Below are 21,658 nucleotides of genomic sequence, written 5' to 3'. Positions count from 1 at the left end.
CAAAATTACTGGGCAATGCTTAAACTCTTACAGACCCTTAATGGTCATCAAAATCCTATCTATGCTTTAGCACCTGCAGAAAATGCGGATGGTTTTTATAGTGCAGGAAACGACAAAGGGGTGGTGGAATGGTCGCTGGATAATATGACTTTTGTGAAGGTGATCGTGCCGGTACAGAGTTCTGTGTATGCCCTGCACCGCTACCAGCACCTGCTTTTCATTGGTCAACGGAGCGGCTCCATCCTGGTTTTTGACCTGGAAAAGCAGCAAATCGTAAAAACCTTAAGCTTTCACCAGAAAGGGGTATTTGATATCAAGACTGTCGCCTCAAAAGATGAAATATTGAGTACCGGTGAAGATGGTAACGTTGCGGTATGGTCTTTAAAGGACTTTTCCCTGCTATACAGCTTTGCCGTAGTGCAGCATACCATCCGGGTGATTGCCCTCAGTAATGATGAAAAGGAGATTGCATTTGGTGCCAAAGACGGCTTGATCCGGATTTACAACGCCAAAGATTTTACGCTATTAAATGTATTGGAGCACCATACCATGCCCATTACCTCCCTTCAATACGACCCCTCCGGAAGTTACCTGGTTTCGGGAAGCCGTGATGCCCAGCTTAAAATATGGGACCTGCCGGCTTATACCCTGCGCCAGAATATCCCTGCACATCTTTTTAGCATTTACAGCATCGCATTCCATCCTAAACTCCCCTATTTTGCCACCTGCAGCCAAGATAAAAGCATTAAATTGTGGAGCAGCACAGACTTCAAACTGCTGAAAATCCTGAGCAACGACAAGGGCGTAAATGGTCATACGCACTCCATCAATAAAATGATCTGGACTGAAAACGGCAGGTACCTGATCTCTACCGGTGACGACAGGCAGGTTAAAATCTGGGAATTCTCCTAAAAGAATCAATAAGTCAAGTACGATCATCTTAAGAAACAGCTAAAAGACTGCCGGGCGTTTGTCTAGTGTTCTTTAGCCGTTCTTTTAGGGTTCGCTTACCGTACCATTAAAAATGAGCCTTATTTGGTGATGGCCGAGGTCGGTAGCAGGTCCCTGTGAGACCGGTGCTAGATATATTTAATTGTTTATTAAAAGGTAACTTTTTCTTCAATGTTTTTTATATCTTCACTTATCTTAACCTCAACGCTCAGAAACAAGTTTATATGGAAAATTTCAATATGCTAAAGAAAGTGACCCTGTTATTTTTGTTAACTGTTGCAAGTCATCAATTACAAGCGCAAAGCGACGAGCAGATAAGAAACAAAAGTAATGGCTATTTAGAGAAGCAACAATCTAGACAGCGCATTCGTAGTATTAATCAAATAGAAATTGACAAGAACATGCCTGACAAAAAAACGCTCTACATTATTGACGACAAAATATTCTCTGGGACAGCGGAAGAACTTAACAAAGCGAAACTCGAGAAGTTGAACCTGGTTCACTCGGTTAAAGATACGACATCTACTTCCGGCATACATTATATCCTGATTTTCAGGACGAAAAGAGGTTAAGTGGTATGTGCCACCTGGCGGATGAAGTAATTTTAAAAAAACTAGAAATAAGCGGCAGAATGTTTAAATTGGTATAAAATAAGGATACATTATGGCTAAGGAACATCAGTACCAGACAAACATGGTTTGGACCGGTAATAAAGGCTCAGGAACGATGGATTACAGATCGTATGACCGGAGTTTTACCATTTCCATCAATAACAAGCCAAATATCCATGGCTCTTCAGATTCAGTGTTTCTTGGTGATAAAACCAAATACAATCCCGAAGATTTACTGGTAGCTTCCTTATCTTCCTGCCACATGCTTTGGTACCTTCATTTGTGCTCTCAAAACGGCATCATTGTGTTGGAATATTCCGACAAAGCGGTTGGCAAAATGCTGGAAAACCCTGATGGCAGCGGCCGCTTTAAGGAAGTTATTCTTCATCCCGTGGTCACCATCTCTGATTCTTCGCAGACAGAAAAAGCCTTAAGCCTTCATGAACAGGCCAATAGCATGTGTTTTATTGCTAACTCCTGCAATTTCCCCATCAAACATGAGGCTGAATGCCTGGTTGAACAGACGTAATCAATCGTTGAATCTACGTTCTTTTTGCAGTGCTAATGGATTATAAAAATACATTATTTTATACCCCGGGCTTTTAAAATTGTTTCCAGTTTCAATTGAAACAAATCGTTAACGTAATTGCCATACACAGGATTTGCGTAACCATCTTTTAGCGTATAAAATGGGTGCGGATAATCTCGTTGCATATAATTAAATCCCTGTCGCTTTACGGAAAATCGCAATTCTTCTTCAAATGGAATTTTCTCGGGTTTCACAGTAATCGAATCTCGATAGGGATGATTGTAGTCGGCAACAGCATATGGACTTGCCCACTTACCATTTTTAGCTTTGTATACATCGAAGTACTGGTACTTTTCATGATATAGTTTGCCATTGTAGTAAGACACAAACAACAACACATGCTCAAATTGGGAAAATGCTGGCTTCCCGTAATGGTCATATACTGTAAATTCGATAGTATCAGCTTTGTATGAACCATGTACAAGTTGCAAAACCTTATACTTCGCCTTATATCTTTGGTCCATACTCATCGGCACGTGTTTAGCAGTAATAGTGTCCTTCCCTCGAATCGTTATTGAATCAACGACCCATTGGCTTTTCTCTTCAGGATAGTATTCAACTTTGAGCTTTTGTCCGACAAATACGATTAAACTATCCTTACGGCTTTGGGCAATGGAATAAGTTGAAATAGACAATAATGACAAAAGGAGAAATAAACCTGACTTGAAATGCTTCATCATAACTTATTGATTCAGTTAGAAACTTTTTGAAGCACTACAGGATTAACAGTTTCGCTAATTTGTGTATACCGATTTACTGATCCCGTTGTTGCTTTTTGAAATAAATGATTGAGTTCTGTTAAGGGTACGATTTCACTATTCAGGTCCTCGCGACCATTTTCTATAAGGGCATTGTATTTTTTCATAGAAATCACCACAAATTCACCTGTATGCTTAAATGATACGCTTAATGATGCGCAGCTGGTGTGAGTATTTCTGGAGCTCCCTGTTGAAGATACCCTGATCGTCGATGGGATCAATTCTTACTTTGCCTGAAGAGTGGATAATTTCATTGCTTCCTAGTAGGAGTCCCACATGGGTAATCCGCCCTTCGGCGTTATCAAAAAAGGCAAGGTCACCCAATTGTGCTTCAGTCAGAAAATCTACCGTAGTACCCATCTCCACTTGTTGGGAAGCATCTCTTTTTAACTTCCTGCCAGCCATTTTATAAACGGCCTGTACAAATCCCGAACAGTCGATGCCAAATAAAGTGCGGCCACCCCACATATAAGGCGCATTCTGATAGAAAAAGGCAATGTCTTTAAGGGCTGACCGCGGCATTTCCGCATTAACGACTAAAGGCTGAAAGTCAACTTTAAACTTTTCTGCTCCTGCATAACAGTAACCATCAGCGTAACCGGGTAAATAACTGCTTGCGGCGAGGTATAATTTACTACCATCCGCTGCGATCAAGGTATTATTAACCGCCGGTGGTGCAAGAAAACGGTGGTTCTGCTCAATGGAAGCAATGGGGGTGAGTTGCCTGAAATCTACCCAGCCCTGGTAATCATCATACGCAGTTTGGATGCGCCACCATTTTTCCGTTTTTTCAAGAATGGTTACCGCATCACCGAATAACAACTGTGAAACGATTTCTGACTGGTCATTGGGCTCTCCCCGCATTGGGGAAATAGCGATTCTGCAAACTGCTGATTGTTCTTCCATAATTATAGCAAAGCATAAAAGTAAGCAGTTAAATTGTTATTTTTATAGATATCTAATCGGAAAACCATGAAGCTCAAAAAAATCTTAATTGCTGTTGATAACAGTACGTGTTCTGAAAAGGCAGCTAAAACGGGGTATGAAATTGCAAAAAATTACGATGCAGAGGTTGCATTAGTCAATATCATAGAACCTATGCCGGCAAATATCAATCCCGACCTGACTTTAGCCCCTGTTTTCCTGGAGACTTACGACAACAGTGAGGAAAACAGCCATTTACTTCTAAAAGAAATTGAAAGCAAATACAGCCTGGGCCTGAAAACCACTTACCTGAGTGTGGTAGACAGCGCTGCTCACGGTATTATACAGCAGTCGGACGAGTGGGGTTCTGACCTTATTGTGATAGGAACCTATGGAAGAACAGGTTTATACCACTTTCTAATGGGAAGTGTGGCGGAACATGTGGCTAGAAAATCTGCCTGTCCGGTTTTAATTGTACCCAACAAAGCAGACGTGTAGGCATACAAAGGCCGGTTTCATTTGCATGAACCGGCCCTCATTTTAAAAATAAAAAGGCAATATTATCCTTCCTGGTGCAACCAGGCTTTTTTCGCTAGTAATTCTTCTTCTGTTTCGCGGACATTCTCGTCGTCTATACAACAATCCACCGGACAAACAGCAGCACACTGCGGCTCATCATGGAAGCCCTTACATTCTGTACATTTATCTGACACAATGAAATAGACTTCATCAGAAACAGCTTCTTGCGGTGCCTCCGCATCAATCTGTTTACCACCAAAATCAATGATACCGTTTAAATTGGTACCATCAGAAAATCTCCAGGCAGAGCCCGCATCATATATTGCATTATTTGGGCATTCCGGCTCACATGCTCCGCAATTAATACATTCGTCTGTAATTATAATAGCCATGTCTTCGTGTATATCTTTTGCTAAAGGTTAACTTTGCATGCAAATATAACACTTATACTTTAATAATAGTTTCAATATGTCGTTCCTTACAGCAGAAAAAATAATTATTGCATTTAACCAACTCAGTACCTTCTTAAAGCACCCTGATGAGCATTTGAGAGACCTTGTGTTGCGTGCACCCAACCATAATGCATGGTTTACCAGCGAAGAAGTGGAACGCTCACTGGCATCATTTCATGCAATGTTGCAGGAAAATGACGTAAAAAAATGGTTTGAGGACATAAAAATCACTGCGCAAGCTAAAAAAGTAGGTTTAATTTTAGCCGGAAACATCCCGATGGTGGGTTTTCATGATATTTTATGCGTTTTGGCTACCGGTCATATTGCCCTGATCAAGCTGAGCTCTTCTGACGATAAGCTCTTGCCTGCTATTTTAGCGAAACTCATTGAAATTGAACCTTTATTTGAAGATCAAATTGTTTATACAGACCGTTTAAAGGATTTCAACGCCATTATAGCTACCGGTAGCAACAATAGTTCGCGGTATTTTGAATATTACTTCGGTAAGGTGCCCAACATCATCCGCAAAAACCGAAACAGCGTTGCCTTGCTCACCGGAAAGGAAAGCACAGCAGATATTCAGCAATTAGGCCATGACATATTTGATTATTTTGGCTTAGGCTGCCGTAACGTATCAAAAATCTATATTCCGGAAGACTACGACATCAAAGACTTCTTTGAGCCTTTAGAAGCTTTTCAACCAATTTTCAATCACTTTAAATACAACAATAACTACGATTACAATAAATCGATCTACCTGGTGAATGCGGCAAAACATTTCGATAATGGGTTCTTGCTGTTAAAGGAAGATAAGAACCTCGCCTCTCCTCTTGCCGTTTTATATTATGAAAGATACCAGAACCTGGAAGAAGTAGAACAGGAACTTGCAGCAGCAGAAAATAACATCCAATGTGTTGTGACTTCAGCCAAGCTGAACCTTAAATCAGGTGTCGTGGGTTTCGGAGATAGCCAAAGTCCGAAGCTTTGGGATTATGCAGATAACGTTGATACCATTGCTTTTCTAAATGGCCTTTAGAAAACTACATGCCTGTTTCTCATTTTGAAATACTATTTTTGAACAATGTATGTTATCAAAGTAAAAGGCATCGCCAAAATTCCGGATTATGTACAATTGCGTGATGAGAAATTTACCTTACTCGCATATTTCAGGGTCGACAGGCCAGACAAATCATTAGATAAATTGGGCTTGGGCGATAAGCTACCTTATATAATGGATATTATTAAAGATTTGCCTTTCGGACAAATCAAGAAACTAGATATTTAATCATGGCAGGAAACGCAGTTATAAATTTAAAAAATGTTGATGTTTATCAACAAAAGCACCTGGTTTTATCCGATGTGAACTTGAGCATTGATAAAGGTGAGTTTGTATTTTTAATCGGACAAACCGGCTCTGGTAAGAGTAGTTTATTGAAGATCATTTACGGCGATCTGCATATACGCAATGGTGAAGGAGAAGTTGCAGGATTTGACCTGAAAAAACTGGCTGAAAGGGATGTACCTTATCTAAGACGTAAACTGGGTATCGTATTCCAGGATTTCCAATTGCTTACCGACAGAACGATAGAAAAAAACCTGGAATTTGTTTTAAAGTCTACCGGATGGAGTGACAATAACCTGATCCAGGAAAGGATTAAGGATGTATTGGATAAGGTGGGCTTGCGCTCGAAAATAAAGAAAATGCCGCATGAAATTTCAGGTGGTGAGCAGCAGCGGATTGTAATTGCAAGGGCTTTGTTGAACAACCCTGAAATCATTCTTGCTGATGAGCCTACAGGAAACTTAGACCCTGATACTTCTGAAGAAATTGTGATGCTTTTAAAACAAATCAGCCAGAATGGAACCGCTGTTTTAATGGCCACCCACGATTATCACATCATTCGTACGATGCCTTCCCGAATCATCAAATGTGAAGGTGGATTAGTGCATGAAGACGCCTCATTTGTTTAAATAAATGCTGACAGATTTTACTTTTTCAGCCATTCTGGTCAGTAAGTTTTAATTTTAACTGACAGGGTGGCTGATATATACTGTTGGCAAAGGATTTGAGTTTAACCTCAAAAAATTGTACTGTAATATGTTTAGCAAGAAGAAGAAAAACGATAACGAAACCCCTCTCGCGGGTAACCAGGCTGAAGAGCAGGTAAACGTCGAGCAGTCTAACGAAGAAGCGACAATTGATCAGACAGAAAATACCACTGAAGAAGCTAGTCTGCCTGGCCCTCCTCCTGAGATTTCCCCTGTAGAGAAATTGGAAGAAGAGATCACCGTATTGAATGACAAATATTTGCGTTTGTTCGCTGAGTTTGACAACTATAAACGTCGTACGCAAAGAGAACGTGCAGAACTTTTACAAACCGCTGGTAAAGATGTTATCACTTCCTTATTAACTGTATTAGATGATTTCGATCGTGCAAATAAGGCGATGGAAAACACTGCAGATGTTGTAGCTGTTCAGGAAGGTATTCAATTGATATATAATAAATTAAAAAACCTTTTAAGTCAAAAAGGCCTGAAAGAAATGGAAAGTATCAATACACCATTTGACACGGACCTGCATGAGGCCATCACAAAAATTCCTGCGCCAAATGAAGAAGCCAAAGGTAAAGTTCTAGATGTGTTAGAAAAAGGTTATACTTTAAATGACAAAGTAATTCGCTTTGCCAAAGTGGTAGTGGGTAGTTAAATTATGAGCAAGAGAGATTATTATGATGTGCTTGGGGTAAGTAAAACCACCTCATCCGACGAAATAAAAAAAGCTTACCGTAAGCTGGCAATTAAGTTTCACCCGGATAAGAACCCGGATGACAAAACTGCTGAAGATAAATTTAAGGAGGCAGCCGAAGCTTACGAAGTTTTAAGTAATCCGGAGAAAAAACAACGCTATGATCATTATGGTCATGCCGGAGTTGGCGGTGCATCAGGTGGTGGTGGCTACGGTGGTGGCGGAATGAACATGGAAGATATCTTCAGCCAGTTTGGTGATATTTTCGGTGGCGGCGGTGGCAGCCCTTTTGACAGTTTCTTTGGCGGTGGCGGTGGCCAGTCGCGCGGAGGCCGACGTGTTGCAAAAGGTTCTAATTTAAGGATTAAAGTGAAACTTACCCTGGAAGAAATTGCTAACGGGGCAGAGAAGAAAATAAAAGTTAATAAACAAGTTGCTTGTAAATCATGTGATGGAAGCGGTGCTAAAGACCGTTCTTCGATCAGTACATGCAGTACTTGTGGTGGAAATGGCTCTGTACGCAGGGTAACCAATACCATTTTAGGTCAGATGCAAACTACAGCAACCTGTCCTGCTTGTAATGGTTCCGGTTCTCAAATCACTTCAAAATGTAATTCATGCCATGGTGAAGGTACCATTCGTGGAGAGGAAACCATTACCATCAATATTCCTGCCGGCGTAAGCGACGGTATGCAGTTGAGCATGAGCGGTAAAGGTAATGCGGGGCCTAACGGCGGTATCCCGGGCGACCTGATCATCCTGATTGAAGAGATCCCTCATGAAACTTTAAAACGTGAAGGTAATAACATTGTTTATGACTTACATGTAAGTATCATTGATGCTGCTTTAGGTTACAGTGCTGAAGTGCCTACCATTGATGGTAAAGCAAAGATTAAAATTGAACCGGGTACTCAGAGTGGCAAATTGTTACGCCTGAAGGGCAAAGGTATCCCTGAAATCAATTCTTACCACCGTGGTGATGAGATCATCCATGTGAATATATGGACGCCTAAGGCGTTGAGTTCTGAAGAGCGAGCACTTCTTGAGAAATTAAGAGAGTCGCCGAACTTTAAACCTCAGCCAGGTAAAAACGATAAGAGCTTCTTTGAAAAGATGAAAGAATATTTCGAATAATAGAAGAAAATATTAAAGTTAAAAGCTGCACTCATTGATAAAATGAGTGCAGCTTTTTTTTGTGCTGTAAATTTGCAATTAAATACAAAAAATCACCTAACCAACGCACAAATGTTAAACTCACCGCAATACATTTGATTTTCAATTAAATTGTTTATTTTAGATTACAGTTTATCTTCCATTACTGTTGATTTATCTTCGAGAAATGAGTTATTTTAAAATTAATAATCTTACTGGCTGGACTTGCTTTTTAGTCGCTGCTGTGACCTACATGTTAACCTTAGAACCTTCAGTCAGCTTTTGGGATGCTGGTGAATTTATTGCCGCTGCTTACAAAATGCAAATCGTGCATCAACCAGGTGCACCATTATACCTTATGTTTGAAAGGTTGCTGTCTATATTCGCTTTTGGCGATCAAACGAAGGTTGCCTATTTCATGAATATGGGTTCCGCCCTCGCTAGTGCCTTTACCATATTATTTCTGTTCTGGACGATCACTGCGCTGGCAAAAAAAATACTGATCAAAGGGAATGATGAAATTCCAGTTGCCAAAATAATCAGTATCATGGGCGCCGGCATAGTCGGCGCGTTGGCCTATACTTTTTCAGATAGCTTCTGGTTCTCAGCTGTGGAGTCTGAAGTTTATGCACTGTCTTCTTTATTTACTGCGCTTGTCTTCTGGGCCATATTTAAATGGGAAGCGATAGCCGAGGAGCCTGGTGCAGATAAATGGTTATTATTCATTGCCTATATCATGGGTTTGTCGATCGGCATCCATTTGTTGAACCTGCTCACCATCCCTGCAATAGCCTTTGTTTATTATTTTAAAAAGACACCTCAGGTCAGTAGGGCCGGCATCATCAAAACCTTCATCATTGGTGTCCTGATATTGGCCGTCATCCAATTTGGCATCATTCAATACCTTGTTTCAATAGGTGCTCAATTTGACTTGTTCTTTGTAAACACCTTAGGATTAGGGTTTGGCAGCGGTGTTGTTGTATTCGCCATCCTGGTGATTGCCAGCCTGGTATACGGGATCCTCTATTCGATTAAACGTCAGCGAAGGTTGCTGAACCTTGGCTTACTGGCTGTTAGTTTGATTATTTTCGGTTATTGTTCTTTCGCCATGATCGTAATCAGGGCCCAGGCTGACCCCAATTTGAACAATAATGACCCTGATAATGCATTTTCCTTTTTAGGTTATTTAAACAGGGTACAATATGGCGACCGGCCATTATTGTCAGGCCCAAACTTCAATTCTAATCCAATAGACATTAAAGAAGGCGGCAATATATATAGAAAAGGAACAGATAAATATGAAATTGCCACTATAAAAAGGGCATATGTTTACGATAAAACCACCTTATTTCCACGGATGCACGGCGACCGGGATGGTCATGCCGCGTTTTATAAAAATTGGATGAGGTTGGATGAAGGCCATTTCCCTGGTGTGATCGATAATATAGGTTTTCTTTTTTCTTATCAAATAGGACATATGTATATGCGCTATTTTATGTGGAATTTTGCCGGAAGACAAAATGACCAGCAAGGTTTTGGTAATTACGTTGATGGCAACTGGTTGAGTGGCATTAAACCCATTGATACCTTGCGATTGGGTAACCAGAGTAACCTCCCTCCTTCGATAGCAGAAAGTAATTCCTATAACCGTTTCTTTTTTTTACCGCTAATTCTGGGTCTCATCGGTGCTGTATGGCATTTCAACCGTAACAAGAAAGATGCATGGATCATTTGCCTGCTCTTCTTTTTTACCGGCCTCGCCATTGTATTATATCTCAACCAAACTCCCTTAGAACCTAGAGAGCGCGACTATGCCTTTGCCGGATCTTTTTACGCCTTTGCGATTTGGATTGGAATCAGCGTCCTGGCAGTTCAGGAATGGCTGGTCAAGAAGACCAACACTAAAAGTGCTGCGATCGGTGCAACGATCATCACTTTACTTACTGCGCCCGTTTTAATGGCCGTAGAAGGCTGGGATGATCATGACAGGTCAGATAAAATGGTGGCCCATGATATTGCTGTAAATTACCTGGAATCCTGTGCTCCTAATGCTATTTTGTTTACTTATGGTGACAACGATACCTACCCGCTATGGTATGCACAGGAGGTAGAAAAAATAAGGCCTGATGTGCGTTTGGTCAACCTGAGCCTGTTTGATGCCGATTGGTACCTTAATGGGATGAAACGGAAACAGAACGAATCTGCTCCATTACCACTTTCTATGAAGATAGATCAATATGTGAATGGGGTTAGGGATGTGATCTATTACCAGGATTATAAGATAGCCGGGAATGTGGAGTTAAAAACAATCATGGAGCTTTTGTTATCAGACAACACAGAAGATCAGCTTCAAAGGCAAAATGGTCAGTATGAAAATTTCCTACCGACAAAAAACTTCAAGCTAACTGTAAATAAAGCCGATGTGATTAAAAATAATGCCGTGGCCGCTGCTGACAGGGAAAAAATAGCTTCTGAAATGGAATGGACCTATAATAAGGAATTTATCACCAAAGGAACGCTTGCCATGTTCGACATCCTTGCTCATAACAATTGGGAAAGACCAATCTATTTTACAAAAGGCATGCCCGCTGAACAGTTCAACGGCCTGGACAATTATTTATATAATGAGGGCCTGGTATTGCGTTTAATGCCATTGGTAAAAGACAGTTCTCAAAATAAGGAATTAATCAACACTCCGGTGCTTTACCATAACGTGATGAACAAGTTTTTATGGGGCAACTTAAAAAATGCAAGTTATCTGGATACAGAATCACAGACACACATTTCCATTCTTACCAATATATTTAACAACACCATATCCGGGTTAATCCGCATGGGTAGAAAGGAAGAAGCAAAGAAGGTAGTCGCTCGTTATTTTGAAGTAATGCCGGAAAAACTTTATGGAATCCGGTCTTCGGCAAGTTTATACTTTATGGTTGAAAATCTTTATTTATTAGGTGAAAAGCAACGCGCAAATGAACTGCTTAAAAGGTCATCAGCCAGTTTACAAAAAGAAATCAGCTACTTAGCAGATGTGTCAGATAGTAAGAATAGTATAGTTGGTGACCAGGATATACAATTAGGGATGTCTTTTCTGAACCAAATGGCACGCATCACTGCAGCAAACGGGGAAGCAAAATTTAGCACTGAATTAAATAATCAGTTTAATGCTTTAGCAGCCAGATTTTCGGGTCACTTATCACAATAATTATTTTGCTAATGGTTACGCCTGGTTTTATTCAGATTGAGGCTGTCAGTAACACTTAATTACACTTTGACAAAACAAGTCCTGTTTTTACAAATTTCAGGCAATATGATTATTATTTACGATTAGCAAACTTTAAATTAGAAACCTGTAACGTTTTAAGGTTTTCTGTTACTAAGGTATACAAGTTGACGATAGACAAAAAATAATTAATGATGCTCCGTGTAAATAATATAGTAAAACAGTATGCAACACACCTGGCGCTGGACGATGTAAGTCTGGAAATTGAACAAGGAAAAATCTTTGGTCTGCTGGGCCCCAATGGTGCAGGAAAAACATCCCTCATCAGAATAATCACTCAAATTACTGCCCCAGACAGTGGCGAAGTATTGTTCAATGGAAAAAGATTGAACAGTGATCATATCGCCCAGATCGGTTACCTCCCCGAAGAGCGTGGCCTGTATAAAAAGATGGAAATCGGTGAGCAGGTACTTTACCTGGCCAGGTTAAAAGGATTGAGTACCGCTGAGGCGACAAAGCGGATCAAATACTGGTTTGAGAAACTGGAGATGGGCAGCTGGTGGAATAAAAAAGTGGAAGACCTCAGCAAGGGAATGCAGCAAAAGGTTCAGTTTGTGACCACGGTATTGCATAACCCGGAACTCATTATCCTGGATGAACCTTTCTCGGGTTTTGACCCGGTAAATGCTGAAATTATTAAGGATGAAATTCTTGAACTGAACAAACAGGGTTCTACTTTCATCTTTTCCACACACAGAATGGAATCTGTGGAAGAGCTTTGCGACAATATTGCCCTGATTCATAAATCGAAAAAGATTCTGGATGGCTCGGTAGATGATATCAAAGATCATTACCGTAACAATACCTATTGGGTGGAGTACCATGGCATCCACGACCTCCCCCATTTTACGCCTGAATATGATATTTTAGAAACTGCTGTTGCCAAAGGAAATACCAGGATCAAAGTGCAGCTGAGGCCCGAGCAAAACGCAAATCAACTATTGGGTGCTTTATTACCTTATGTATCCTTAAGCAGGTTAGATGAGGTGATACCGACCATGAACGACATTTTTATTGACAAAGTTAAACAGGAAAACTAAGGCCATGAACAAAATCTTACTCATCATACAAAGGGAATATTTATCAAGGGTTAAAAAGAAATCCTTTATTGTCATGACCTTGCTTACCCCGGTTTTAATTGCTGCTTTTTATGGAATGATGTTTTACTTCTCCATGGAAGGAATTAAAGGCACTCAAAACAAAATTGCCGTAATTTCGGAAAATACCGCATTGACAGAAAAACTGCCATCATCGAATAACCGTACTTACGAATATGTTGGCAAATCGTTGAATGAAGTGAAGGGTACACTGGAGAATTCTACTTACGATTATGTACTATTCCTGCCTCAATTTGAGCTGGACAAACCCAAGGGGATACAATTGCTGGGAAAAAAACAAGCGGGACTGGTATTGGGTGGTAATATAGCGGACGATATTGAAGCGCTGATCAGTGTTCAGAAACTTAAAGCCTCCGGGATCTCCCAAACCGACCTCGACAAATTAAAAACATCGGTCAGCATTGATACGAAAAAGATCAATGATACGGGCCAGGAAGAAGATTCCAGTGCCGGGGCAAGTACCATTATTGCCTATGTTTCTGGCATCCTGATGTTCATGTTCATCATGCTTTACGGCGTACAGGTGATGAGGGGTGTGATTGAAGAAAAAACCAGCAGGATTATTGAGGTGATGATTTCTTCGGTTAAACCCTTCCAGCTGATGATGGGTAAAATTATCGGCATTGCACTGGTTGGCTTAACTCAATTCGTTTTATGGATCGTGCTTACGGCTTCTATTTCCACGCTTGCCATGAGTGTGTTTATTGATAAGGTGGACATGAAAAAAGCGACAATGACCACCACGGCTCAAATGCCGGGATCAACTGCTGCCATACAAGGCTCACCTGCTGCAGCTATAGGGAACAGCAGTGATTCTGAACTTTCGGTCATCCAGAAAAGCCTTGCCAACCTGGAGCTCACGAAAATCATTATTGTCTTTCTGTTCTTTTTTATTGGTGGTTACCTCTTCTATAGTTCACTGTATGCCGCAATCGGCTCTGCAGTAGACAATGAAACTGAAACCCAGCAATTCATGTTCCCGGTGATGATGCCCTTGCTGTTGGGCTATGTATTGTCCTTAAGCGTGGTGACCAATGATCCTTATGGATCCATGGCTTTCTGGCTTTCCATTATTCCATTTACCTCCCCTATCGCCATGATGGTGAGATTACCATACGGTGTTCCGGATTGGCAGCTGGCTTTGTCGATGGCTTTGCTGGTCCTGGGCTTTATAGGAACGGTTTGGATGGCCTCCAGAATTTACCGTGTGGGTATTTTGATGTATGGCAAAAAGGCGAGTTTTAAGGAAATGATCAAATGGTTTACTTATAAAAACTAATTACTGAAAAGACCATTTACATGAAGGCTGCAGTTATCGATATGGGCACCAATACTTTTCACCTGATCATCGCCAGCGTGGCTGATGGAAAGGTGGAGGTTATATATAAAACAAACGTTCCCGTAAAATTAGGGGAAGGTCGTGTCAATGAAAACATCATTATCCCCGAAGCTTTTGAAAGAGGATTACAGGCTTTAAGCCAGTTTAAAGCAGAAATTGAAAAGCAGGGGGTTGACTGTATTAAAGCGACGGCAACTTCTGCTGTGCGCAGTGCAGTGAATGGTGAGGAATTTGTGAAAGCAGTCCTGGCAAAAACAGGGATCACCATCGACGTGATTGATGGGGAACAAGAAGCACAGTACATTTTCAAAGGTGTGCAGGCAACGGGTACCATCAGCGCCACCTCCCTGATCATGGATATTGGTGGCGGCAGCACAGAATTTATTATCTGCCGGCCTGATGAGGTGTTATGGAAGAAAAGCTATAACATTGGTGCGGCAAGGCTGATGCAGGCTTTTTTTAAATCAGATCCCATCAGTGAAGCAGACCAGTTCGCCATTCGGGAGCACCTGTCGAAGGTGCTGGCAGACTTCAAACTGGCGTGTGAATCCTTCCAGCCTACGGTCCTTATTGGATCAGCTGGTGCATTTGAAACCTTCGCTGTCCTGATACAGAAAGACCTGGATATAGAAAACGTCGCCAGCGCAACAATTTCTATCCCGCGCTACCAAGAGTTAGCTGCCCGGCTATTGGCTTCTACACATGAGGAAAGAACGCAGATGGAGGGTTTAATTCCCCTGAGGGTGGATATGATTGTGATGGCCGTGGTGCTGACCAATTATGTGCTGGAGGAAATTAAACCGGAGAAAATCTGGTTATCGACCTACGATTTAAAAATGGGTGTGTTAAATAGTCTTCTTCAAAAGGTTTAATAGGAAAGCGCTTTAACACCCTGAGGTTTTCAAAAGCAGCTTGACTTGATTCTATTGCGGGGAGGCGTTATTTAATTGAGTTTGATTAAATTTCAATTTAGATTTAATCGCAGATCAGGCTTAAGTGTAGCAAATTGAACATTATTTAATTGCTGATTGTCTTTAATTATATAGCAGACAATGCGGCATAAAGCTTCTCCGTAGGCAATCCCATTACATTAGTATAGGAGCCTATAATTTTTTCAACTGCCACCATACCGATCCAGTCTTGCACACCATAGGCACCAGCCTTATCATAGGGATTATAGTTCTCAATGTAATATTTAATCTGCTCACCAGTGAGGTCTCTGAAATAAACCTCGGTGACATCATAGAAGGATAAAATCTGATCTGCATACGTGAGGCTGACTCCTGTGAAGACCTCATGGCGGCTGCCTGATAACTTGCTCAGTATTTCCTGCGCATGTTTTGCATCCGCTGGTTTACCTAATATCTCACCGTCATAAGCCACAATGGTATCTGCTGTAATCACGATACTTTCAGGGTAGTCGGCCATAAAAGCCGCCGCTTTCTTCTCAGCGATGTAAACGGCAATTTCCGCCGGACTTAATCCATCGGGATAACTCTCTTCCACTTCTTTCAGTACAACCTTAAAATCAAGGTCCATTAGTGATAACAACTCTTGTCTGCGTGGTGATTTTGAAGCGAGTATAATTGGAAGGGTTTGGGTATACATTTTTATAATTTTCGCTAAAATAATAAAAGCGGCCCAAAGCCGCTTCTATTATTAAAAAAAATCAAACTTTAAAAAATCAATCAAAAAATCAAACTAAAATTTAAACTTCTAAAAATCAAACTTACATACTCCTGTCTGCACGTTTACCTCTGCCACCATGTTTCTCCATAGCTGCTTTTCTTTCCGCTTTTAATTCTGCATAGGCTTTTTTCTGATCTGCAGTTAAAATCGCCTCCACTTTAGCTTCGTTAGCCTCTCTGGCAGCTTTCATTTCAGCATGTTTTGCTTTTCTGTCCGCCATTTCTGCCTGTACATCTTTATTCATCGCATTGGCCTGTTCGGTATATATGGCCAAAACTTTTGACTTTTGTTCTTCAGAAAGCTTTAGCTTCTCTGCTAGCCTTTCTGTTTGTTTTTTTGCTCTTTCTTCAGGAGACATCATTTTACGACCACCATCCTGGGCATTGGTCAGGGTAACTACACCAAATAACAACCCGCAAATCATCAATAACTTTTTCATATGTTTCTATGTTATGTTATGGATTAGAGGGGGAAAGTACCGCAGGGGTTTAACGCCCTTCAGTAATAATTTTGTTGCAATAAGAAAGCCTATTTTGCAGAGTCTGCAGCAGAGGGATTTTCATCAAACCACTGGCCCTGTACTTTCATCACTTTCTCAATGACATCGCGTACAGCGCATTTACCTCCTGCCTGGGGAGAAATATAGACAGAGAGGGCTTTTATTTCTTCTACGGCATCTGCCGGACAAGTGGGTAAGCCAACGAGTTTCATCACTTTATAGTCGGGGATATCATCCCCCATATACAGCACTTCAGCATGTTTCAACTGTCGTTGTTCTATAAAATCCTGGTAGACCTTAACTTTATCTGAAACACCGAGGTAAGCAGCTTCAATGCCTAAACCGGCAAAGCGTTTCTGCATCGCTGATCCGCTGCCGCCGGAGATCACACAAACATGGTATCCTTTTTTTACAGCGAGCTGCAAGGCATAACCATCCTTGATATTAAAAGTACGCAAAAACTCACCGCTATCAGAAGCGAGAATATCACCATTGGTTAAAACACCATCAACATCAAAAATAAATGTGGTAATTTCTTTGAGTTTTTGCAGGAACATGTGTTTATTTTTTAGCGTTAATTTTGGTTATCACGCCATTCATAAACCCAGGCAGATTGGATTTGCTCCAAATGACCTTCATTACTTTCTTCTCTGGTACCTTTAAAATTAGGTAATTCTAACACCCAGTTTAATAATTCAGTAAACCTGATGCGGTATATTTTACCTTCGTTAAACTCATCACCAAACTTCTCGTATAACTCCTGAGCGATATCTTCGTGGTCGTTCCAGTATAAGGGTAAAGAAAATTTATCTTGTATCATATTTTATTTCTATGCTAATTAATGGCCTAAGAATTCTGATTGATCGGGTATGGTAACTTCTATGTCGCCATCAATGACTACACACTGGCAGCCTAATCTGGAGGTAATCTTCGGACGGACTGCGCGGTCAATGAAATCTTCCTCTTTATCGGAGATCTCCTGAATATTGTCCATGCCTTCGGTCACATAAACATGGCAAGTACTGCAACCGCAAACACCACCACAATTATGTTGCAGTTCTACCCCGTGATCAAGGCAAGCGTCAAGTACAGATTCCCCACCCACAATGGGAAGTTCGATGGGTTCTTTACCTTTCTCTTCAAAATTTAATTTTAATTTATAAATACTCATAATCTGTTTTCAAAAATAAGCACCAAAAACGGGAATAGTGTTATAGATATGTTTTTTTAATGCTATTACTTAAAGTTTTGTAGATGACTCCAAGTTCAGGCATGTTTTTTAACAATTCCAAATGCTTGTGCATCGTTAATTCATCATTTCTCACTGCGGGCCCGGTTTGTACACCTTCAGGTAATGCTGTTTGTACTTTCGCTGCCGTTTCCATGATCAGCGGCTGCAGCATTTCAAAACTCAGTTGATGCTGCTGAAGGATCTTTGCGCTCAGGTGATACAAATGATTGGTGAAATTACAGGCAAAAACGGCCGCCAGATGCAATAACTTACGGTCGTCACTGTTCACTTCATAAACCAGCGGACTAAGTCGGCCAGCCAGTATATGCAGCTGCGCTAAAGTCCTTTCAGATCCACCTTCCAAACACAAAGGAACCTGCTTAAAATCAATATTGCGGCTCTTAGAAAAAGTTTGTAAGGGGTACATTACCCCATAATTACTTAATCCTGCACGCTCCAATATTTCAATAGGCGTAGCGCCGGATGTATGGACCACCAGGCCCTTTACCCCTGCCAGCTGCGCTGCAACTTCTTCAATGGCATCATCCTTTATACAAATCAGGTATAAATCAGCATTAAGGTCGATGTCCTTTAAATCATCTACCGGCTGACTGTTCAAAACACTGGCCAATGCTTGTGCATTGGCCAGTGTTTTACTCCAAATCTGTATCAGTTCTCCCCCGCTTGCCTTAAAAGCTTTTGCGAGGTGTGTCGCCACATTTCCAGATCCCAGACAGACGATTTTCATTTTTTATCTTCCTCTGTTTAATTCTTTTTTCCTTCTTACGATGGAAATACAGAAGCCGATGACCATGACAATGGTACCAATCCAGTAAAGGTTAATAAACGGGAATTCAATAGATTTAAATACTATCCAATCCTTCGCTTGTTGTGGCTTTTCATAAACTTGTAACTCCACTTTATTTTGTTCAGGAAGAATTTTGGTAAATCTTAACCGCAAATCTAACTGGTCAACATTTCTGGCAAAATCAAAAGTATTATTACCCTTTACCAAAAACAATGGTTCCGCCTGGAACTTGTCACCATTCCGGTCAATCTCTAATGGTAAACCTACGGCAATGTCTTTTGCATCAAGTTTCAAATCCTTAACAGCAGGTTTGAAATTCAGTGCTTTAACGGTAATAATTCCACTGCTGGTATGAATGGTATCCCCCGCGCTCACATTTACAATACGTGGCGCTTTGTAGTTCTCTTCTTCCGTATGCCCTTCATGATCACCATGTTCTGCAGATTTATCAGGAGCACTGGTAATATGGGTATAAATATCAGTGGTAATATAATGTTTTGTATCCGGAGAAGCGATTAAGCCCATTTTTTCATTGACCTGAACATGAGGGTTTAAATCAAAATTCTCTTTTACCTCGCCGGATTTTTTATCGACAACTTTAAAGTTAAGCTTGTAATAGGTATTCGGGGCAATAGTGGTGTCACTGATATAGGTAACAGTATACTTACCCATTTCCTTAGGCTCACTCTTATAAAGCACCATGTTCTGTCCTGGTTTTTCAACTTTTTCGAAGTCTTTAACCGGGATAAAATTACTTGCATTAATGGAAATCGGGTTACTGGTTGCCGCGGCCACTAAAGCACCCAGCAATAGGAACGCAAAGCCCATGTGTGCAACTGCAGCACCAACCAATTTACCTCTGCCTCCAAAACCTTGAAACACGACACGTGCATTAGATATCACGGCAAAGATACAGCTGAATGAAAGCAGGATGTACATCAGGTTACTGTAAACATCAGTAATCCAAACAAACAAACCGGTAATTACAATTGAAAATAGAATTACTGAAATCAGCTTACTGTAGAATTTACGGGGATCAGTTCGTTTATATTTTAAAAACTGAGAGAAACCCGAGATTATAGTTACCAATATGGCAAATGGAGCCTGCCATTGGTTATAATATTTGATGGCATCAATCGGCGGTGCAAAGTTAGTTCCAAAAGCAGCATTAAATACAGGTACTGAGGTGGAAAATATAACCTGGATACAGGCTACGGTAACCACCAGGGCACCGATAAACATCCAGAATTCCCTTGAATAGGTTTCTTCATCCTTATTCGTGATGGGAAGTTCTTTCCATCTCAGAATCAGGAACACCGTTGGGATAAGTAAAAAGGTGACGTTATAAAGGATCAGGTGACCGAACATCCCCAGATCCGTGAAAGAGTGAACCGAAGTTTCACCTAAAATACCACTTCTGGTTAAGAAGGAAGCATATAACACCAATACGAAACTTAACACCACCAATACATAAGCGGTAAAGAAAGCGTGACCAGTATTTTTAAAAGCAATCATCACGTGGATACCACCGATGAGCATCAACCATGGAATAATAGAAGCATTTTCTACCGGATCCCAAGCCCAGAAGCCACCAAAGTTAAGTGCTTCATAAGCCCAGAAGGAACCCATGATGATACCAGCACCTAATATCATTACGGCAAATAAGGCCCAGGGCATTGCTGGTTTAACCCATTCCCTGTATTTTCTTTGCCATAAACCGGCAACAGCATATGCAAATGGAACAATCATGGCCGCAAACCCAAGGAATAAGGTTGGCGGGTGAATAACCATCCAATAATTTTGAAGCAATGGATTTAAGCCCCTGCCATCAGTAATAAATTTAAGGTAATGTTTGAAGTTCTCCGGATCAGCAAAAACTGCCGGCGCCATTGACTTCAGGTCCACAGCATCCCTTAATAAAATAAAAGGTGAACTTCCTATTCTTTCTCCCCAAATTTCCACACCAAGAAGCATGGAGGTCAAAAAGACCTGTGAGAAAGCAACTATAGTCATTACACTATTTTCCCAGGATTTAGCTTTCCAGATTAGAATTACACCCAGCAGTGCTTGCCAGAATGCCCATAACCAGAAACTACCCTCCTGACCTTCCCAAAAGGCAGAAACAATATAATAAACAGGTAAAGCTTTTGAAGAGTGGGAATAAACGTAATAGTATTCGTTATAATGGTTAAGAATTAAGTAAAATAAAGTAATACCTATACCAATAATACTGACCACATTGGTAAAGAAAGATATTCTACCTATAAGTTGCCATGATTTTTGTCCTTCCGGATTTTTTCCATCCGAAGCAAAGAAGTAAGATATGGTAGCAAGTAAAGAGGCCGCAAATGCCAGTACAATAAAGAACTGTCCGATTCTACCGGGAAGGAGGGTCTCTCCAACAAATTGTATATCCATTAAAAAATTAGTTGTATTGTTTAACTTGTCCGTCTTGTTTCACTTCAACAAGCTCATCATTGTATTTAGAAGGGCATTTCATTAATATTTTGGAGGCGTAGAAGGTGTCGTTTTTCATTTCCCCAATAAGAACCAGTTTCTCTGATCGCTCAAAGTCCTGGGGCTTGGTACCATTGTAAACAACTTTGCCTACATCACCTTTGGCATCTTTCATATAAAATGCAAAATGATTGGCATCTTTTTGAGCATCATAGTACATTCCTTTTTCTTTCTCCCAATAGCCCATCACATGAAATTCTCTTGAATCTCTAGCGGCCTCTTTAAAAGTAGCATAACTACTGGTATCTGCGTTTAAGCTAAATAAAACACCTACACAGATGGCTATCGTAATTAATCCGATGATTGCACTTTTTCTCATTGTTATTCGATTTGAAGAATGGAATTTCAAAGATAAAAAATATCCCTGCCTAATCTGTTCACAAAGGCGCTTAATGAAATTAATGACAGTATATTGATAGTTCTTCTTTAAATGAAGCGGCCAGAAATCGTTAAACAAAAAAAAACCGCA

At 40.7% G+C, this 21,658-nt stretch carries 24 protein-coding genes; 13 read left to right on the top strand and 11 right to left on the bottom strand.

The window, feature by feature from the left end; translation table 11 throughout:
• The first annotated feature begins 15 nt into the window (after positions 1–15).
• The 3 genes from WG905_RS00595 to WG905_RS00585 all read left to right on the top strand — a co-directional run bounded on the left by WG905_RS00595 (position 16) and on the right by WG905_RS00585 (position 2,091).
• The gene (locus WG905_RS00595) at positions 16–912 is read left to right on the top strand and encodes a WD40 repeat domain-containing protein (protein WP_339589742.1); all 897 of its coding nucleotides are present in this window, start codon (positions 16–18) and stop codon (positions 910–912) included.
• A 263-nt stretch (positions 913–1,175) separates the two neighbouring features.
• On the top strand, positions 1,176–1,523 hold the full coding sequence (locus tag WG905_RS00590) for a hypothetical protein (RefSeq protein WP_339589741.1): 348 nt from the start codon (positions 1,176–1,178) through the stop codon (positions 1,521–1,523).
• Positions 1,524–1,614: 91 nt separating this feature from the next.
• The gene (locus WG905_RS00585; RefSeq protein ID WP_339589740.1) at positions 1,615–2,091 is read left to right on the top strand and encodes an OsmC family protein; all 477 of its coding nucleotides are present in this window, start codon (positions 1,615–1,617) and stop codon (positions 2,089–2,091) included.
• A 53-nt stretch (positions 2,092–2,144) separates the two neighbouring features.
• On the opposite strand, the gene WG905_RS00580 is transcribed toward WG905_RS00585, so the two are convergent.
• On the bottom strand, positions 2,145–2,831 hold the full coding sequence (locus WG905_RS00580) for a hypothetical protein (RefSeq protein ID WP_339589739.1): 687 nt from the start codon (positions 2,829–2,831) through the stop codon (positions 2,145–2,147).
• Between the two features lie 213 nt (positions 2,832–3,044).
• Positions 3,045–3,815: a C40 family peptidase gene (locus WG905_RS00575; protein ID WP_339589738.1), complete on the bottom strand. Its 771-nt coding sequence runs from the start codon at positions 3,813–3,815 to the stop codon at positions 3,045–3,047.
• Between the two features lie 66 nt (positions 3,816–3,881).
• On the opposite strand from WG905_RS00575, the gene WG905_RS00570 reads away from it, so the two are divergent.
• Positions 3,882–4,331, top strand: coding sequence for a universal stress protein (locus tag WG905_RS00570; RefSeq protein WP_339589737.1), 450 nt, complete (start codon positions 3,882–3,884; stop codon positions 4,329–4,331).
• 62 nt (positions 4,332–4,393) lie between these two features.
• Here WG905_RS00570 and WG905_RS00565 read toward each other — a convergent pair whose 3' ends face one another.
• On the bottom strand, positions 4,394–4,744 hold the full coding sequence (locus WG905_RS00565; protein WP_339589736.1) for a 4Fe-4S dicluster domain-containing protein: 351 nt from the start codon (positions 4,742–4,744) through the stop codon (positions 4,394–4,396).
• Positions 4,745–4,820: 76 nt separating this feature from the next.
• On the opposite strand from WG905_RS00565, the gene WG905_RS00560 reads away from it, so the two are divergent.
• The 9 genes from WG905_RS00560 (at position 4,821) to WG905_RS00520 (ending at position 15,317) form a co-directional block, all read left to right on the top strand.
• Positions 4,821–5,840, top strand: a complete 1,020-nt coding sequence (locus WG905_RS00560; RefSeq protein ID WP_339589735.1) for an acyl-CoA reductase — start codon at positions 4,821–4,823, stop codon at positions 5,838–5,840.
• A 45-nt stretch (positions 5,841–5,885) separates the two neighbouring features.
• The gene (locus tag WG905_RS00555; RefSeq protein WP_196860684.1) at positions 5,886–6,089 is read left to right on the top strand and encodes a fructose-6-phosphate aldolase; all 204 of its coding nucleotides are present in this window, start codon (positions 5,886–5,888) and stop codon (positions 6,087–6,089) included.
• A gap of 2 nt (positions 6,090–6,091) precedes the next feature.
• On the top strand, positions 6,092–6,775 hold the full coding sequence (locus WG905_RS00550; RefSeq protein ID WP_339589734.1) for a cell division ATP-binding protein FtsE: 684 nt from the start codon (positions 6,092–6,094) through the stop codon (positions 6,773–6,775).
• Positions 6,776–6,902: 127 nt separating this feature from the next.
• Positions 6,903–7,511, top strand: coding sequence for a nucleotide exchange factor GrpE (locus WG905_RS00545; RefSeq protein WP_339589733.1), 609 nt, complete (start codon positions 6,903–6,905; stop codon positions 7,509–7,511).
• Between the two features lie 3 nt (positions 7,512–7,514).
• On the top strand, positions 7,515–8,684 hold the full coding sequence (dnaJ, locus tag WG905_RS00540) for a molecular chaperone DnaJ (RefSeq protein WP_339589732.1): 1,170 nt from the start codon (positions 7,515–7,517) through the stop codon (positions 8,682–8,684).
• 205 nt (positions 8,685–8,889) lie between these two features.
• Positions 8,890–11,910 carry a glycosyltransferase family 117 protein gene (locus WG905_RS00535; protein WP_339589731.1) on the top strand — a complete coding sequence of 1,007 codons (3,021 nt, stop codon included), beginning with the start codon at positions 8,890–8,892 and terminating at the stop codon, positions 11,908–11,910.
• A gap of 209 nt (positions 11,911–12,119) precedes the next feature.
• On the top strand, positions 12,120–13,028 hold the full coding sequence (locus tag WG905_RS00530; RefSeq protein WP_339589730.1) for an ABC transporter ATP-binding protein: 909 nt from the start codon (positions 12,120–12,122) through the stop codon (positions 13,026–13,028).
• Positions 13,029–13,032: 4 nt separating this feature from the next.
• Positions 13,033–14,385, top strand: coding sequence for an ABC transporter permease (locus tag WG905_RS00525; protein ID WP_339589729.1), 1,353 nt, complete (start codon positions 13,033–13,035; stop codon positions 14,383–14,385).
• A 20-nt stretch (positions 14,386–14,405) separates the two neighbouring features.
• Positions 14,406–15,317: a Ppx/GppA phosphatase family protein gene (locus WG905_RS00520; RefSeq protein WP_339589728.1), complete on the top strand. Its 912-nt coding sequence runs from the start codon at positions 14,406–14,408 to the stop codon at positions 15,315–15,317.
• 166 nt (positions 15,318–15,483) lie between these two features.
• Here the strand turns inward: WG905_RS00520 and WG905_RS00515 are convergent, their stop codons facing one another.
• From WG905_RS00515 to WG905_RS00480, 8 genes are all read right to left on the bottom strand, one after another.
• Positions 15,484–16,053 carry a Maf family protein gene (locus tag WG905_RS00515; protein ID WP_339589727.1) on the bottom strand — a complete coding sequence of 190 codons (570 nt, stop codon included), beginning with the start codon at positions 16,051–16,053 and terminating at the stop codon, positions 15,484–15,486.
• A gap of 121 nt (positions 16,054–16,174) precedes the next feature.
• Complete coding sequence (locus WG905_RS00510; RefSeq protein ID WP_339589726.1) at positions 16,175–16,573, bottom strand: DUF4890 domain-containing protein; 399 nt, start codon at positions 16,571–16,573, stop codon at positions 16,175–16,177.
• Between the two features lie 89 nt (positions 16,574–16,662).
• On the bottom strand, positions 16,663–17,190 hold the full coding sequence (locus tag WG905_RS00505) for a KdsC family phosphatase (protein ID WP_339589725.1): 528 nt from the start codon (positions 17,188–17,190) through the stop codon (positions 16,663–16,665).
• 17 nt (positions 17,191–17,207) lie between these two features.
• The gene (iscX, locus tag WG905_RS00500) at positions 17,208–17,453 is read right to left on the bottom strand and encodes a Fe-S cluster assembly protein IscX (protein ID WP_339589724.1); all 246 of its coding nucleotides are present in this window, start codon (positions 17,451–17,453) and stop codon (positions 17,208–17,210) included.
• An 18-nt stretch (positions 17,454–17,471) separates the two neighbouring features.
• Entirely contained in the window at positions 17,472–17,804 is a 333-nt protein-coding gene (locus tag WG905_RS00495; protein WP_339589723.1) for a 2Fe-2S iron-sulfur cluster-binding protein, read from the bottom strand.
• Between the two features lie 40 nt (positions 17,805–17,844).
• Complete coding sequence (locus WG905_RS00490; protein ID WP_339589722.1) at positions 17,845–18,612, bottom strand: Rossmann-like and DUF2520 domain-containing protein; 768 nt, start codon at positions 18,610–18,612, stop codon at positions 17,845–17,847.
• A 3-nt stretch (positions 18,613–18,615) separates the two neighbouring features.
• Positions 18,616–21,090, bottom strand: a complete 2,475-nt coding sequence (gene ccsA / locus WG905_RS00485; RefSeq protein ID WP_339589721.1) for a cytochrome c biogenesis protein CcsA — start codon at positions 21,088–21,090, stop codon at positions 18,616–18,618.
• 7 nt (positions 21,091–21,097) lie between these two features.
• Complete coding sequence (locus tag WG905_RS00480; protein ID WP_339589720.1) at positions 21,098–21,508, bottom strand: cytochrome c maturation protein CcmE domain-containing protein; 411 nt, start codon at positions 21,506–21,508, stop codon at positions 21,098–21,100.
• Positions 21,509–21,658 lie beyond the last annotated feature (150 nt).

Source organism: Pedobacter immunditicola (assembly GCF_037482985.1).
Lineage (GTDB): Bacteria > Bacteroidota > Bacteroidia > Sphingobacteriales > Sphingobacteriaceae > Pedobacter > Pedobacter immunditicola.
This window is presented reverse-complemented; position numbering and strand designations above follow the sequence as displayed.